This window comes from Aliirhizobium smilacinae (assembly GCF_006335145.1).
Taxonomy (GTDB): domain Bacteria; phylum Pseudomonadota; class Alphaproteobacteria; order Rhizobiales; family Rhizobiaceae; genus Neorhizobium; species Neorhizobium smilacinae.
The window spans coordinates 238,944-254,178 of the sequence record NZ_VDMN01000007.1 but is presented as its reverse complement, the minus strand read 5'-3'; the positions used below and the strand labels follow the sequence as shown (position 1 = coordinate 254,178).

The 15,235-nt window shown below is 61.6% G+C and carries 8 protein-coding genes; 2 read left to right on the top strand and 6 right to left on the bottom strand.

Features of this window, described 5'->3' with window-relative positions:
• Positions 1-30: 30 nt before the first annotated feature.
• Complete coding sequence (locus tag FHP24_RS24490; protein ID WP_139678860.1) at positions 31-954, bottom strand: methylenetetrahydrofolate reductase; 924 nt, start codon at positions 952-954, stop codon at positions 31-33.
• Between the two features lie 214 nt (positions 955-1,168).
• Here FHP24_RS24490 and FHP24_RS24485 point away from each other — a divergent pair, with 214 nt between their 5' ends.
• Together FHP24_RS24485 and pbpC are read left to right on the top strand one after the other, a co-directional pair.
• Complete coding sequence (locus FHP24_RS24485; protein WP_139678859.1) at positions 1,169-6,622, top strand: alpha-2-macroglobulin family protein; 5,454 nt, start codon at positions 1,169-1,171, stop codon at positions 6,620-6,622.
• Positions 6,623-6,884: 262 nt separating this feature from the next.
• A complete protein-coding gene (gene pbpC / locus FHP24_RS24480) occupies positions 6,885-8,978 on the top strand; it encodes a penicillin-binding protein 1C (RefSeq protein ID WP_139678858.1) in 2,094 nt (697 codons plus the stop codon).
• A 341-nt stretch (positions 8,979-9,319) separates the two neighbouring features.
• Here pbpC and FHP24_RS24475 read toward each other — a convergent pair whose 3' ends face one another.
• The 5 genes from FHP24_RS24475 to FHP24_RS24455 form a co-directional block, all read right to left on the bottom strand.
• On the bottom strand, positions 9,320-10,168 hold the full coding sequence (locus tag FHP24_RS24475; RefSeq protein WP_180356112.1) for a dipeptide ABC transporter ATP-binding protein: 849 nt from the start codon (positions 10,166-10,168) through the stop codon (positions 9,320-9,322).
• Entirely contained in the window at positions 10,165-11,037 is an 873-nt protein-coding gene (locus FHP24_RS24470; RefSeq protein ID WP_139678857.1) for an ABC transporter ATP-binding protein, read from the bottom strand. The genes FHP24_RS24475 and FHP24_RS24470 overlap by 4 nt, the downstream gene beginning before the upstream one ends.
• Position 11,038: 1 nt before the next feature.
• Positions 11,039-11,959: an ABC transporter permease subunit gene (locus FHP24_RS24465; RefSeq protein ID WP_139678856.1), complete on the bottom strand. Its 921-nt coding sequence runs from the start codon at positions 11,957-11,959 to the stop codon at positions 11,039-11,041.
• Between the two features lie 27 nt (positions 11,960-11,986).
• Complete coding sequence (locus FHP24_RS24460) at positions 11,987-12,991, bottom strand: ABC transporter permease subunit (RefSeq protein ID WP_139678855.1); 1,005 nt, start codon at positions 12,989-12,991, stop codon at positions 11,987-11,989.
• A gap of 158 nt (positions 12,992-13,149) precedes the next feature.
• Positions 13,150-14,748, bottom strand: coding sequence for an ABC transporter substrate-binding protein (locus tag FHP24_RS24455; RefSeq protein WP_139678854.1), 1,599 nt, complete (start codon positions 14,746-14,748; stop codon positions 13,150-13,152).
• Positions 14,749-15,235: the final 487 nt, after the last annotated feature.

Here is a 15,235-nt window from a genome sequence, read left to right as displayed (position 1 = left end):
CGCGCCGTTTCTCTTTACGCCCTGACCGCGCTAGCCAGTCGATACCTTGTTCTTGAGCACCCGCTCGTTCACCCAGTCGGCACTGGCCCGGATGCCGCCAAGCGGGAAGACGTGGATCTGTTCGATCAGGCTTTGCGGATGGGTCGCCTTGTGGTTGGCGATTGCGGTCAGAAACTCATCCGGTTCGTAAGGGACAAGCAGCTTGCTCAGATCCATCGCGCGCCGCTGCAGCACGCTCAGCGACGGGCCGACGCCGCAGGAAATGGCGAACTTGATCAACGTCTGAAGCTTGGTCGGGCCGGCAACGCCAAGATGGATCGGCAGCGTCACGCCTGCTTCGGCGATACGCTCGGTCCAGCGGATTATCGAGTTTGCATCGAAAGCGAACTGGGTGACGATCGCCATCTCGGCATCGCTGCTTTCGGAATAGGCCTGCTTGAACTTCAAAGCCCTGTCGACGAATCTTGTCGTGCCGTCCTTGTCGATATCCCGGTTGCCTTCCGGGTGGCCGGCGATATGCAGCCGCTTGAAGCCGTAGCGATCAAAAAGGCCGGTTTCCAGAAGCTGAAGCGAACTTTCGAGCTCCCCTTGGGGCGAGGTGAGGCCACCCGCCAGAAGCAGCGCCTGGCTGACGCCGGCCCCGTTGCTGTAACGGTTGACCCAGTCCTCGAGCATCGCCTTGTCGCGGATGAGGCGCGCCGGCACATGCGGCATCACGACGTAACCGTCATCAGTCAGGCGTTTCGCCGTCGCAACCATGTCGTCGATCGGGGTGCCGTCGATATGGGCGATATAGACCCGCTTGCCGGCGGGCAGGAACTCGCGGAAATTCCCGATCTTGGCCGCAGTGCGCGGCATGACCTCGATCGAATACCCGTCGAGAAGAGCGCCAAAGCTTGCCCGCTCCGACTTCTCGTCCGCACGCCTGTTCTTGAATAGATTCAGAATTGCCATATCGACTGCCTTCTACATCACAAGACTGTCTGCCTGCCACTGTCATTGAAGTGTGCAAGACGGCATTTCTGGCACAGCTTTGTGTAGAGCAGTTTCCTCGCTGCGTCACTTTCGGTTTGATTTCATCCTCAACGGACAAGATGACTTCCGTTGACAAGCGGGTCCTCACATTGGACAACAGCGTTTCCGATGGCTGCCATGGGGGGACTTGGTCATGTCTAGGCGCGCGATCTTCGGCTTTTCAGCCTTGCTTTTCTCTTCTCTCCTTCTGGCCACGCCGCTTGCCGCGGCCGAACGGCGGATCGAGACGGCAGCTGACAGCGACTATACCGGCTTCGATCTCAGGACCGTCAAGAATGTCAGCCAGGATCAGTGCGCCACCGCCTGTATCGGTGACAACCAGTGCCGTGCCTTCACCTATAACGTCAAAGCCAAATGGTGTTTTCTGAAATCCGACCACGGTGAGCTCAACAGTTTTGCCGGTGCAGTTGCCGGCAAGATCGTCGAGGTGGCGGCCCAGCCGGATATCGGCGCACCGCCACGACTGACCTTCTTGTCCGACGAGCTTTTACAGCAGGCCCGCGAGCAGAAGGACGGTTTGGCGCTCGGCGACAACCAGCAGGGTTACGGGATCGAAAACCTGAAGACGATCGCGCAAAGCGAACTGCTTGCCGGCCGGGTCGATACGGCGATCTACAATTACAAGGGTGCGCTGTCGCTGACCCCTGATGACGGCGATCTTTGGATCGCGCTGTCGCGCGCCGCCGGCATCGCCAAGAACAATGCCACCGCCGACAGCGAAGGCACGCTTGCGGCGATCAACGGTTACCTGATGTCGCGCACGACGCAGACCAGAGCCGATGCTCTTGGCGTGCTGGGGGCAGCACTTGCCAAGCAGCAGAATTATCGCCAGGCGCTCACTGCCTACAAACAGAGCCTTGCGCTTGTCGGTGCCCGCACGGTGCAGGCGGCCTATAACGATCTACGCGAGCGGCAAGGGTTCCGCGTCACCGGCAATACGGTCGATGCCGACAGCGCCAATCCGCGCGCCTGCGTGCAGTTTTCAGAACCGCTGATCAAGGCCGGCACGGACTATGCGCCTTTCGTGACGCTGGACGGGCAGGCACCGAAGGCAATGGAGGCCAAGGACAGCCAGATCTGCGTCGAGGGCCTGACCCATGGCCAGCGCTACAAGCTGTCGCTGCGCCGCGGCCTGCCGTCGTCGGTCGATGAACCGCTGACCACGCAGGTGGATCTCGACCTCTATGTCAAGGACCGCTCGCCGACGGTGCGGTTTACCGGCGACAGTTTCGTGCTGCCGTCGACGGCACGGCGCGGCATCCCGATCGTTTCGGTCAATACCGAACGGGCCAATCTGAAACTCTACCGGATCGGCGACCGCAACATCGCGCCGCTTCTGACCAATTCGCAGTTCCTCACCCAGATGAGCGGTTATACTGCAGACCGGATCGAGCAGGAAAACGGCGAGCTCGTCTGGCAGGGGACGATCGATCTCGGCCAGGATTTGAACAAGGACGTCACCACCAGTTTCCCGGTCGATGAAGCGCTGCCTGAGCGCAAGCCGGGCGTTTATGTGATGACCGCTTCCGCTGCCAATGCGATTGCGCAGGAATATGACGACAAGGCGACGCAATGGTTCGTCGTTTCCGATATCGGGCTCACCACCTATGCCGGTACGGATGGGCTCACTGTGTTTGCCCGTTCGCTCGGTTCGGCCAAACCGATTGCCGGCGTCGACCTGCAGCTGCTTGCCAAGAACAATGAAGTGCTCGGCATCGCCAAGACCGATGCGGATGGCCGCGCCACCTTCACCGCCGGGCTGATGCGCGGCACGGCGGCAATGGTCCCGGCGGTGCTGACCGCCCAGAACAACGGCCAGGACTATGTCTTCCTCGATATGACCCGCGCCGGGTTCGATCTTTCCGACCGCGGCGTGACGGGGCGTCCGGCACCCGGCGCGATCGATCTTCTGCCCTGGACGGAACGCGGCATCTACCGGCCGGGCGAGGTGGTGCATGCGAGCGCGCTGGCCCGCAATGTCGATGCCACCGCGATCGACAATCTGCCGCTCACTTTCGTTTTCCTGCGTCCCGATGGCGTGGAAGACCGGCGGATGGTGAAGACCGGCGCGCTTGGCGGCTATACGCTCGATCTCGCGCTTCAGGACACATCGATGCGCGGCACCTGGACGATGCAGGTGTTTACCGATCCCAAGGGCTCGGCGATCGGCGAAAAGACGTTTCTGGTCGACGACTTCGTGCCTGACCGCATCGAGTTCGACATGAAGAGTGCGGCGACGGAAATCGCCGTCGGTAAGCCGGCTAAGGTTTCCATCGACGGGCGTTTTCTGTATGGCGCGCCGGCTGCGGGTCTTGGGCTCGAAGGCGAGATTGCACTGAAGCCGACGCGTGAAAATGCGGCCTTTCCGGGCTATCAGTTCGGCTTGGCTGACGAGGAAGAGACTGAAACCGTGCGGCTTCCGCTCGATGCAATTTCCGAGACCGACGAAGACGGCAAGGCGGAGTTCGATGCCGAGGTCACCGAGCTGCCGTCCACCACCAAGCTGATCAATGCCGATATCGTCGTGCGCATGCAGGAAACGGGCGGCCGGGCGATCGAACGCAACCTGTCTTTGCCGGTCAAGGCGGATGGGCTGCGGATCGGTATCAAGCCGGAGTTTTCCGGCGACCTGCCGGAAGGCGCTGTCAGCAATTTCAACGTCATCCTGGTCGATGCGGCCGGCGCCAAGCAGGCTTTGAAGGGCCTGCCGTGGAAGCTCGTCAAGGTCGAGCAGGATTACCAGTGGTATCGCGAGGGCACATCCTGGCGTTACGAACCGATCACCCGCACCAAACAGGTTGCCAATGGCACTGTTGATGTGACGACGGATGGCGGGCGCGTGTCCGTGCCGGCGGAATGGGGCCGTTATCGGCTGGAAGTGGAGACGGCGGATAATGGCGGCCCGACCTCCAGCGTCGAATTCGATGCCGGCTGGTTCGTCACCGCGAGCTCGACCGAAACCCCGGATGCGCTGGAAATCGCGCTGGACAAATCGAGCTATAAGATCGGCGATACGGCCAAACTCAAGATCTCGTCGCGTTATGCCGGCGAGCTGATGGTGATGGCCGGTTCCGAGGAGCTGATCTCGGTAAAGACCGCCAGCCTGTCCGAAACCGGCGGCGAGGTGGATATTCCCGTCACCAAGGAATGGGGTGCCGGGTCCTATGTCACGGCAACGCTTTATCGCCCCGGCGAGGCGCGCGAAAGCCGCATGCCGATGCGGGCGATCGGCATTACCTGGCTGAAGGTCGATCCCGAGGCCCGCGATCTGTCCGTCGCCATCGATGCGCCGGACAAGACCTTGCCGCGCCAGCCGCTCGATATTTCGCTGCAGGTGGCCGGTGCCGGCGCCAACGAGGAAGCCTATGTGACGGTTGCCGCCGTCGATGTCGGCATTCTCAATCTCACCCGTTACGAACCGCCCGCACCCGACGACTGGTATTTCGGTCAGCGCCGTCTGGGGCTGGAAATCCGCGATATCTATGGGCGGCTGATCGATGGATCGCTCGGCGCGACCGGGCGCCTGCGAACCGGCGGCGATGGCGGCAGCATGGCGCTGCAGGCCAGCCCACCGAAGGAAAAGCTGGTCGCCTTTTTCTCCGGCCCGGTGAAGCTGGATGCGCAGGGCAAGGCGAAAGTCTCCTTCGATATTCCGCAGTTCAATGGCACGGCGCGGGTTATGGCCGTCGCCTGGTCGAAATCCGGCGTCGGTCACGGCGTCAAGGATGTGATCATCCGCGATCCGATCGTCATCACCTCGAGCCTGCCGCGTTTCCTGGCGCCGGGGGACGACAGCAATCTGCGGCTCGATATCGCCAATACCGATGGTCCGGCTGGCAGCTACAATCTCACCATAGAGACGAGCGATGCGGTGGCCGTCGGCCAGAGCGCGATCAAGCCGGTGGAATTGACTGCTGGCGGAAAGACCAGCGTCACCCTGCCGCTGGTCGGCATCGAACCCGGCGAGGGCAGGGTGTCGATCAAGCTTGCGAATACATCCGGCCTGTCGGTCGATCAGGTGCTGACCATCCCGGTTCGTCCGGCCGCCATGCCGGTGACGGAACGGCGGCTGGTCGATCTGAAGCCGGGAGCGAGCGTCACCATCGACGGCAATCTTCTCGCCGACAGCGTGCTTCAGGGCGCTTCGGTCAGCGTCAATGTCAGCCGTTCCAACGCGTTCGATATTCCGGCGCTGCTGATGAGCCTCGACCGTTACCCCTATGGCTGCGCCGAACAGACGACGAGCCGGGCGCTGCCGCTGTTGTATCTCAGCGAAATGGCGGTGCAGAACGGGCTGACGGATGATGCCGAGGTGAAGAAGCGGGTGCAGGATGCGATCTATCGTGTCCTGTCCTTCCAGGCCTCGGCCGGCAGTTTCGGCCTCTGGGGGCCGGATGGTGCCGGTAATGACCTGTGGCTCGATGCCTATGTGACCGACTTCCTGTCACGGGCCCGCGAGCAGGGTTACGACGTGCCGGAACAGCCGCTGGTGCAGGCGCTGGAAAACCTGCAGAACACGCTCGCCTACACGACCAATGTGCGCGACCAGGGCAACCAGATCGCCTATGCGCTCTACGTGCTGTCCCGCAATCGCAAGGCGGCGATCAGCGACCTCAGATATTACGCCGATACGCTGATCAACGATTTCCCGACGCCGCTTGCCAAGGCGCATATCGCGGCAGCGCTATCGCTTTACGGCGATGGCCAGCGGTCGAAGACCATCTTCAATGCGGCGCTGCAGATGTCGGAAAATGCGCAGGTCCACAAGGTCAGCCTTGCCCGCTCGGATTACGGTTCGTCGCTGCGTGACGGTGCCGCGGTGCTGGCGCTTGCCGCCGAAAGCCGGCCGGTGCCGCCGATCGTTCCGGCCTTGGCCGATGTCGTTGCCAAGCAATGGGCGGCGAAGAAATACACCAGCACCCAGGAACAGACCTGGATGCTGCTCGCCGCCCGCGCGCTTCAGACCGGTGACGACAGCATGCGTTTGAACGTCAACGGTGCCGCCCATAATGGCACGCTGATGTCGCAGATGGCAGGCGATGTGTTGCTCGATCATCCGCTGACGGTGCGCAATGACAGTGCCGACCCACTGTCGGCGGCGATCACCACGGTTGCCGCACCAGCCACCCCGCTGCCGGCCGGTGGCGACGGGTTCGAGATTGCGCGCAGCTATTACACGATGGCGGGCGAAGAGGTGAGTGCCAGCGAGGCGAAGCAGAACGAACGGTATGTCGTGGTACTGAAAATAACCGAAACCAACGACTGGCCGTCGCGGATCGTCGTGACGGATCTTTTGCCGGCCGGTCTGGAGATCGACAATCCGTCGATCGTCAACAGCGCCAACCTGACCAATTTCGACTGGATCGAGGACGTGCAGGCGGCGCATACCGAATTCCGCAACGACCGCTTCGTCGCCGCCTTCGACCGCAATGCGGGCGACAACCGGGAGATCACGCTCGCTTATGTCGTGCGCGCCGTGACGCCCGGCGTCTACGATCACCCGGCGGCGCAGGTGGAAGACATGTACCGCCCACAGTTTTCGGCCCGGACGGCAACGGGCAAGATGGAGGTTGTGGGGGTGAAGTGAGGGTGTGCTCTCTCTCCGGCTTTGAGAGAGCCGCTGCCCCTCACCCAGAGCGCAGCAAGCTGCGCTTCCCCTCTCCCCGTAAACGGGGAGAGGTGACGTGCCCCACGAAGTGCAAAAGATTTGAGGAGAGGGTGCGGCATATCTCCTTCGCCCCGTTTACGGGGAGAAGGTGCCGGCAGGCGGATGAGGGGCGGGTGTTGCTGGGGGTGTAGACGGCATTCCTCGCAAAGCAATCAGTTTCTGGCCAACAAAAAGAACCCGCATGAAGCGCAGGTGGAAAATCTCGATCGGACTTGGCGCCTGCCTTCTTCTAGCAGCGTGCGCCGTCGTCGGTATTGATGCCGCCGATCGGGCCTATCCGCCGCCGCTTGAGAATGCCACGATCACGTCGCGAGAGGTGCTGGATGCGGATGGGCAATTGCTGCGGGCGTTTGCGACGCCGCAAGGGCGCTGGCGGCTGAAGACTTCGGTCGGGGATGTCGATCCGCGGTTCCTCAACATGCTGGTCGCCTATGAGGACCGCCGGTTTTACGAACATGGCGGCATCGATGTGATGGCGATCGGGCGCGCTGCCTTGCAGCTTCTCACCAATGGCCGGATCGTGTCCGGTGCCTCGACGCTGTCCATGCAGGTAGCGCGGTTGATCGAGCCACGTGAAACCCGGTCGTTTTCCGCAAAACTCCTGCAGGTCGTCCGCGCCATGCAGATCGAGCGGCGGCTCACCAAACAGCAGATTCTCGACCTCTATCTCACCCACGCGCCCTATGGCGGCAATCTGGAAGGGGTGCGGGCGGCAAGCCTTGCCTGGTTCGGCAAGGAGCCAAAAAGGCTGACGGTAGCGGAGGCGGCACTTCTCGTCGCCCTGCCGCAATCACCGGAGATGCGTCGGCCGGACCGCAAGCTGCAGGTGGCGCTCGCCGCACGGGAAAGGGTTCTGACGCGTCCGGCCGTGGTCGAGGTGACCGGCGAGGGCGAGGCGGAGCGCGCGGCGAATGATCCGGTGCCGAGGCAAAGGCAACAATTGCCGGCCTATGCGGCGCATCTGGCCGAAGCCGCGATCCGCAGAGAGCCCAAGGCGCAGGATTATCGCAGCACGCTGAAGCGCAATATCCAGCAAAAGCTGGAGGAGGTGGCGCGGGAGGCGTCCGCCAAGCTTGCGCCGAAAGTGTCGCTTGCCATGGTGATGGCCGATGCGACGACCGGTCAGATCGTCGGCGAGGTGGGCTCGGCGGATTATTTCGATGCCGGGCGTTCCGGATGGATCGACATGACGCGGGTGTTGCGCTCGCCGGGTTCGACGCTGAAGCCGTTCATCTACGGGCTTGCCTTCGAACAGGGGCTGGTCTCCCAGGAAACTATGATCGAGGACCGGCCGGCGGATTTCTTCGGTTACCGGCCGAAAAACTTCGACATGACCTACCAGGGCGACGTGACGGTGCGTCAGGCGCTGCAATTGTCGCTCAACGTGCCGGCGGTGCGGCTGCTCGATGCGGTCGGGCCATCGCGGCTGATGATCCGCTTCCGTCGTGCCGATGTGCGGCCGGTCCTCCCGGCAAACGAGGCGCCGGGGCTGGCGATCGGGCTTGGCGGCGTCGGCATCACGCTGAAAGATCTGGTGCAGAGTTATGCAGCGCTTGCCAATGGCGGGCAGCCGGTGCGGCTCGGTAATGGTATCGACGAGAAACCTGCCGTGCTCGATAACGAGGCGCTGCTGGAGCCCCAGGCGATCTGGAATGTCACCGATATCCTCTCCGACGTGTTGCCGCCGACCGGCAGCCGCAGGCTCGGGATCGCCTACAAGACCGGTACGAGCTACGGGTACCGCGATGCCTGGTCGGTCGGGTATGACGGGCGTTATGTTCTGGGTGTCTGGGTCGGGCGGCCGGATAATGGCGCGGTGCCGGGCATTGCCGGTTACATGACCGCGGCACCGATCCTGTTCGAGGCGTTTGCGCGGTCCGGCGTGGCGATCACGCCGCATCCGCCGGCACCAGCGGGGGCGGTGCGGCTTTCGCAATCCGACCTGCCGATCGGGCAAAGGCGGTTTGCGATGACGGCGAGCGGACTGGTCCGGTCCTCGCTCGGCGGAGGCATCCGCGAGGCGGCACCGCAGATCGTTTATCCGCCGGAAGGGGCGAAGGTGGATCTGGGGGCTTTGTCCGGAGAAATTTCGCCGCTGGTGCTGAAACTGCAGGGCGGCCGTCCGCCATTCCGGTGGCTCGCCAACGGCAAGCCGCTGTCGGATCTGTCGCGCCGTAGGACAAATGAATGGCTGCCGGAAGGGGCGGGGTTTTCGACGCTGACGGTGATCGATGCGGCGGGGAGGGCTGCGACGGTCAGGGTGTTTGTGGAGTAGGTTGGGCGCGTGCCTGACGCAGGATCCCCTCACTTGCGATTTCTAACACTTCGCCTTCGGCTAAGATGTTGAAATCGCTTTCTCTCCCACAAGGGGAGAGATGCCGGGGAGGCCTGCTCGAGCCTTCCCTCTCCCCTTGTGAGAGAGGTTACAAAATCAGCATCTTAGCAAAGCTAAGTGCTAGATTTTGTTGGTGAGGGGATAGGTCGCAGGCGAGACAGCTGGCTTGTTCCGCCGTGCTCGGCCTGTCAAAGCATCTGCCAAAGTTGCAACCGAGGCAACGTGCGTAGATCCTCGGGACAAGCCCGAGGATGACTGTCAGTGTGACATAGCGCTCTACATCAAGCCGCCGAAGCCGCCTTCTTCTTCGCGATCCGTTCGCGGATGGAGTCCACGTCGGCTTTCGGCGTCGCCTTGAACAGGGTTTGGGTGTATTCGTGCTTCGGGGCCGAAAACACCTCTTCGCGCGTGCCGTATTCCACCGCTTCGCCGTAATACATCACCATCACCTCGTCGGCGATATAACGCACGACCGAGAGGTCGTGGCTGATGAAGACGTAGGTGAGGTCGAATTCGTCCTGCAGGTCGGCGAGCAGATTGAGCACCTGGGCTTGGACCGAGAGGTCGAGGGCAGAGACCGGCTCGTCGAGGACGAGCAGTTTCGGGTTCATCATCAGTGCGCGGGCAATGGCGATACGCTGACGCTGGCCGCCGGAGAACATGTGCGGGTAGCGGTTGTAGTGTTCCGGGCCGAGGCCGACCTTGATCAGCATTTCGGTGGCGCGGTCACGGCGTTCGGAGGCTGGCATCGAGGTGTTGATGGCCAGCGGCTCACCCAGAACGTCACCGATCTTCTGGCGCGGGTTGAGCGAGCCGTAAGGGTTCTGGAAAACGATCTGCACCTTCTGGCGCATTTCGGCGGTCAGATGGCCCGGGCGGGTATCCATCTTCTGGCCGTCGATGATCAGTTCGCCGGCGGTCGGTTCGTCGATGAAGGTGATCATCCGGGCGAGCGTGGACTTGCCGCAGCCCGACTCACCGACGATCGCCAGCGTTTTGCCGCGTTCCAGCTTGAAGGATACGCCCTTGACCGCATGAACGGTCTTTTTCGGCTTCATGAAGCCGGACGGCAGTTCGTAGTCGCGCTTGATATTGCGGACTTCGAGCATCGGGGTGTTGATGTCGCTCATGCTGTAACTCCGCTTATCTCTGCAGAGGAGGCAGGTTCCGGATTGCCGTCGAAGAAGGCAGAAACGGTTGTCAACCGATCACCCGTGGCGTTTTCCGGCAGGGCCGCCAGCAGCGCCTTGGTGTAGTTGCTCTTCGGGTTTTCGAACAGGGAAAGCACGTCGGCCTCCTCCATCTTGCGGCCCTTGTATTGCACGACGACGCGGTCGGCGGTCTCGGCGACAACGCCCATGTCATGGGTGATCATGATCAGGCCCATGCCGGTACGAGCCTGCAGGTCCATGATCAGGTCAAGGATCTGCTTCTGGATGGTCACGTCGAGGGCTGTGGTCGGTTCGTCGGCGATCAGCAGCTTCGGGTCGCAGGCGATCGCGATGGCGATCATCACGCGCTGGCACTGGCCACCCGACATCTGGTGCGGAAATGCGTTGAGACGCTCTTCCGGGTTCGGCAGGCCAACCAGCTTGAACAGTTCGATCGCGCGGGCACGACGAGCCTTTTTGTCGAGGCCGAGATGGATGCGCAGCACTTCCTCGATCTGGAAACCGACGGTGAAGCAAGGATTGAGGCTCGCCACCGGTTCCTGGAAGATCATGGCGATATCCTTGCCGATCAGCTTGCGGCGTTCGGCCGGGCTCAAGTTCTGGATATCCTTGCCTTCGAACAGCATGCGGTCGGCGGTGATCTTTGCCGTCCACGGAAGCAGGCCCATCACAGCCAGCATCGAGACCGACTTGCCGGAGCCGGATTCGCCGACGATCGCAAGAACCTCGGCCTTTTCAACCGAGATCGAGACGCCATCGACGGCGCGGAACCAGCCGGTCGAGGTTTCGAATTCAACGGTAAGATTGTCGATTTGCAGAAGTGCCATGTCAGGACCTCTTCAGTTTCGGATCAAGCGCGTCGCGCAGGCCGTCGCCCATCAGATTGATGGCCAGAACGGTGATGAGGATTGCGAGACCCGGGAAGGTGACGACCCACCAGGCGCGCAGGATGAATTCGCGGGCTTCGGCCAGCATTGTGCCCCATTCGGGTGTCGGCGGCTGAGCGCCCATGCCGAGGAAGCCGAGCGCTGCCGCGTCGAGGATAGCGTTCGAAAAAGACAGCGTCGCCTGGACGATCAGCGGTGCGGTGCAGTTCGGCAGGATGGTGCGGAACATCAGTCGGAACGGGCTTGCACCGGCAATGCGGGCGGCGGTGACGTAATCGCGGGTCTTCTCCGCCATCACGGCGGCGCGTGTCAGGCGGACGAAATGCGGCTGCAGCGTCACGGCGATGGCGATCATCGCGCTGTTGAGGCCGGGGCCGAGAATGGTGACCAGAACCAGTGCCAGAAGCAGCGACGGCACGGCAAGGATCATGTCCATCAGGCGCATGATGATCGTGTCGAGCCAGCCGCGGTAATAACCGGCCAGCAGGCCGACGACGATGCCCGAAATCAGCGACAGCGTCGTGACGACGAGACCGACGAACAGCGAATACTGAGCGCCGTAGATCAGGCGCGACAGGATATCACGGCCGACAGGATCGGTGCCGAGCAGATAGGTCGCGCTGCCGCCTGCAGCCCATACCGGCGGCTTCAGCACTGCTTCGCGATACTGTTCGAACGGCGAATGCGGCGCGATCACCGGTGCCAGAACGGCGACCAGCACGAGGAAGAGGAAAACGAACAGGCCGATGACGGCACCGCGGTTTTCGGAAAAGTAGAACCAGAACTCCTTGAGCATCTGGCGGCGCATCTGGGCGCTGGAGACGGGCTCCGCCGCCTTTTGCGTTATGGTGACGTCAGCCATGGGATTTTTCTCCTTCTTGGTGGCGGATCAGTGCCGGATTCGGGGATTGATCAGGCCATAAAGCAGATCGACGATCAGGTTGACGGTCATGATGATCGCGGCGATCAACAGCAACCCACCCTGAATGACGGCATAGTCGCGGCGGAAGACGCTATCGAGGATCCATTTGCCGATGCCCGGCCAGGAGAAGATCGTCTCGGTGAGGATGGCACCGGCCAGCATGACGCCGACCTGCAGTCCGACCGTGGTGATGACCGGGATCATGGCATTGCGCAGCGCGTGGACGCCGACGACGCGGAAGGGCGACAGGCCCTTGGCGCGGGCGGTGCGGACGTAATCTTCGGACAGCACTTCCAGCATGGCGGATCGCGTCTGGCGGGCGATGACGGCCAGAGGAATGGTGGCGAGCACGATCGACGGCAGCGCCAGATGGCTGAGCGCCGATGAAAAGGCGCCCTTCTGGCCCGAGATCAGGCTGTCGATCAGCATGAAGCCGGTCACTTGGGGGAAATAGAACATCAGCGAGATGCGGCCCGAAACCGGGAACCATTGCAGGGTGCCGGAAAACAGGATGATCAGCAGCAGACCCCACCAGAAGATCGGCATGGAATAACCGACAAGCGCAATGCCCATCAGTCCCTGGTCGAAGATCGAGCCGCGCTTCATCGCGGCAATCACGCCGGCCGGGATGCCGAGTGCGATGGCGATGATGATAGCACAGAAGGACAGTTCGACCGTTGCCGGGAACAGCGTCAGGAACTGGTCGAGAACCGGCTTCTTGGAGACGATCGAAGTGCCGAAATCACCGGTCAGCACGCCGCCGAGATAATCGAAATACTGGACGACCATCGGGCGGTCCATGCCGAGCTGCGCGCTGATCTGCGCGTGACGCTCCGGAGACATGACGCGCTCACCGGAAAGGAGCGCGACCGGATCACCCGGCAGAAGCCGGATGAAGGAGAAGGCGATGATGGAGACCCCGATGAACGTCGGGATCAGGACGGCGAGGCGCCGCATAAGGAAGCCAAACATTTTAAACCTTTGCGGAAAAGGGGCTGGATCGATCCTGGCCTTTGTCAAGCCATGGGTCGAGCCATATCGGCGTCACCGCCATATTTTTAGGCATCTCATAAGAAAATGCCGCGGGAAACGCAACGCGTCCCGCGGCAAAAAGTTGTGTTAGGCCAGTTTTACTCGGCGATATCGACAGCTTCGAAGGTGAAATCGCCGAGCGGGCTCTGGGTGAAGCCGGTCACGCCCTTGCGCATCGGAACGACGGCGAGCGAGTGATCGATGGTTGCCCAGGGAGCGTCCTTCTTGAAGATGACCTGCGCCTGCTCATAGAGCTTGGTGCGTTCGGCCTGGTCGGAGGTCGACTTGGCCTTCTTCACGAGAGCGTCGAATTCCTTGTTGCACCACTGTGCACGGTTATTGCCGCCGATGGCGTCGCAACCGAGCAGGGTGTCGAGGAAGTTGTCCGGGTCGCCGTTGTCGCCGGTCCAGCCCATGATGGCAGCACCGTCACGGTTCTTGTCCTTCGAACGCTGCAGGTATTCAGCCCATTCGTAGGAAACGATCTCGACCTTGACGCCGATCTTGGCGAAATCGTCCTGGATGATTTCGGCAGCGCGGCGTGCGTTGAGCATGTACGGACGAGAAACCGGCATTGCCCAAACCTTCATGGAAAGGTCCTTGACGCCGGCATCCGTCAGCATCTTCTTGGCGGCGTCGAGGTCGTAGGTGTCGTCCTTGACGTCGTTGTTGTAGGACCACATCGTCGGCGGGATCGGGTTGGTGGCAGGCGTTGCCATGCCCTGGAAGACGGCGTCGACGATCGCCTTCTTGTTGATCGCCTTGTTGAGCGCGATACGGACTTCCGGCTTGTCGAACGGAGCCTGGGTCGTGTTGTAGGCGAGGTAGGCGATGTTGAGGCCTTCCTGCTCGAGCACTTCCAGGTTCGGGTCGGCCTTCATCGACTGAACGTCGGCAGCGTTCGGGAACGGCATCAGGTGGCATTCGCCGGCCTTCAGCTTCTGGTAACGAACGGCAGCGTCGCTTGTGATCGCGAAAACGAGATCGTCGATCTTCGGAGCGGTGCCCCAGTAATCGGCGTTCTTCTTGTAGCGGATGATGGCATCCTGCTGGTAGGCGACGAAGGTGAACGGGCCGGTGCCTACCGGGTTCTGGTTCAGCTGTTCCTTGGTGCCGGCCTTTTCGAGGCTGTCGGCATATTCCTTCGACAGGATCGAAGCGAACGGCATTGCGAGGTTGGCAAGGAACGGCGCTTCCGGACGGGTCAGGGTGACCTTGACGGTCAGGTCATCGACCTTTTCGATCGACTTGATCAGCTTCGGGAAGCCCATGCCGTCGGCATATTCCCATGTGCCGCCGGAAACGTACTTGTTCCAGGCGTTCTTTTCGTCAACCTGACGGCCGATCGAGAAGATGACGTCGTCTGCATTGAATTCGCGGGTCGGGGTGAAGAAGTCCATGGTCTGGAACTTGACGCCCTTGCGCAGCTTGAATGTGTAGATGGTGCCGTCAGACGAAATGTCCCAGCTCTCGGCGAGACCGGCTTCCGGCTGCGTCGTGCCCGGCTTGAACTCGAGCAGACGGTTGAAGATCGGATGGGCCGACGCGTCGAAGGTCGTACCGGCGGTGTAGAGGCCCGGATCGAAGCCTTCCGGCGAACCTTCGGAGCAATAAACGAAGGTCTTCGCGCTGGCTGCGCCGGCAAAGAATGTTGCGGACAGAAGCGCCGCCGCTGCGAGAGTAAGTACGCGTTTCATTGATAGTCTCCCTACCTGTGCCGGCTTTGCCAGCACGGTTGATTTCCCTGATTTGTGATGCGTTTTGCCGCATCTTTTAAGCCAAACCCTGTGTCCGTCACCTCCTGACCGGCAGGCCTCGAGGCGATGCCGGTCGAATACGTGTCCCCATCTCCGGGTGAACTGCAGGGTCATGCCGGTCATCATGCATTGCGGCCGTCCGAGAAATAACATTCCACGTCTGGCGCCAAATGCAGGACATCATGCCCGGCCTTTGCCCGTTCACTCCATATTTGTTTTGCCGAAAGGCAGTGCTCGCCCAGCGTGTCTGCCTCCCGTGGCGCGCGAGAATAGCGATTATCGGTCGGTTGTCGAGACGCTAAGATTCACCTGTTGATCACAAGTGAGGTGGCTCTGCCCAATTGATGCGCATAGCCTTAATTCTTTGCATTATGCGTTGCGCTCGCGTCGGAAAGCGGTAGGTATGCAGTCAGCGCATTACATACCA

Coding starts and splice junctions, on each gene's coding strand:
- pbpC (WP_139678858.1), top strand. CDS start 6,885: ATGAAGCGCAGGTGGAAAATCTCGATCGGACTTGGCGCCTGCCTTCTT.
- FHP24_RS24470 (WP_139678857.1), bottom strand. CDS start 11,037: ATGGCACTTCTGCAAATCGACAATCTTACCGTTGAATTCGAAACCTCG.
- FHP24_RS24460 (WP_139678855.1), bottom strand. CDS start 12,991: ATGTTTGGCTTCCTTATGCGGCGCCTCGCCGTCCTGATCCCGACGTTC.
- FHP24_RS24455 (WP_139678854.1), bottom strand. CDS start 14,748: ATGAAACGCGTACTTACTCTCGCAGCGGCGGCGCTTCTGTCCGCAACA.
- FHP24_RS24475 (WP_180356112.1), bottom strand. CDS start 10,168: ATGAGCGACATCAACACCCCGATGCTCGAAGTCCGCAATATCAAGCGC.
- FHP24_RS24465 (WP_139678856.1), bottom strand. CDS start 11,959: ATGGCTGACGTCACCATAACGCAAAAGGCGGCGGAGCCCGTCTCCAGC.
- FHP24_RS24485 (WP_139678859.1), top strand. CDS start 1,169: ATGTCTAGGCGCGCGATCTTCGGCTTTTCAGCCTTGCTTTTCTCTTCT.
- FHP24_RS24490 (WP_139678860.1), bottom strand. CDS start 954: ATGGCAATTCTGAATCTATTCAAGAACAGGCGTGCGGACGAGAAGTCG.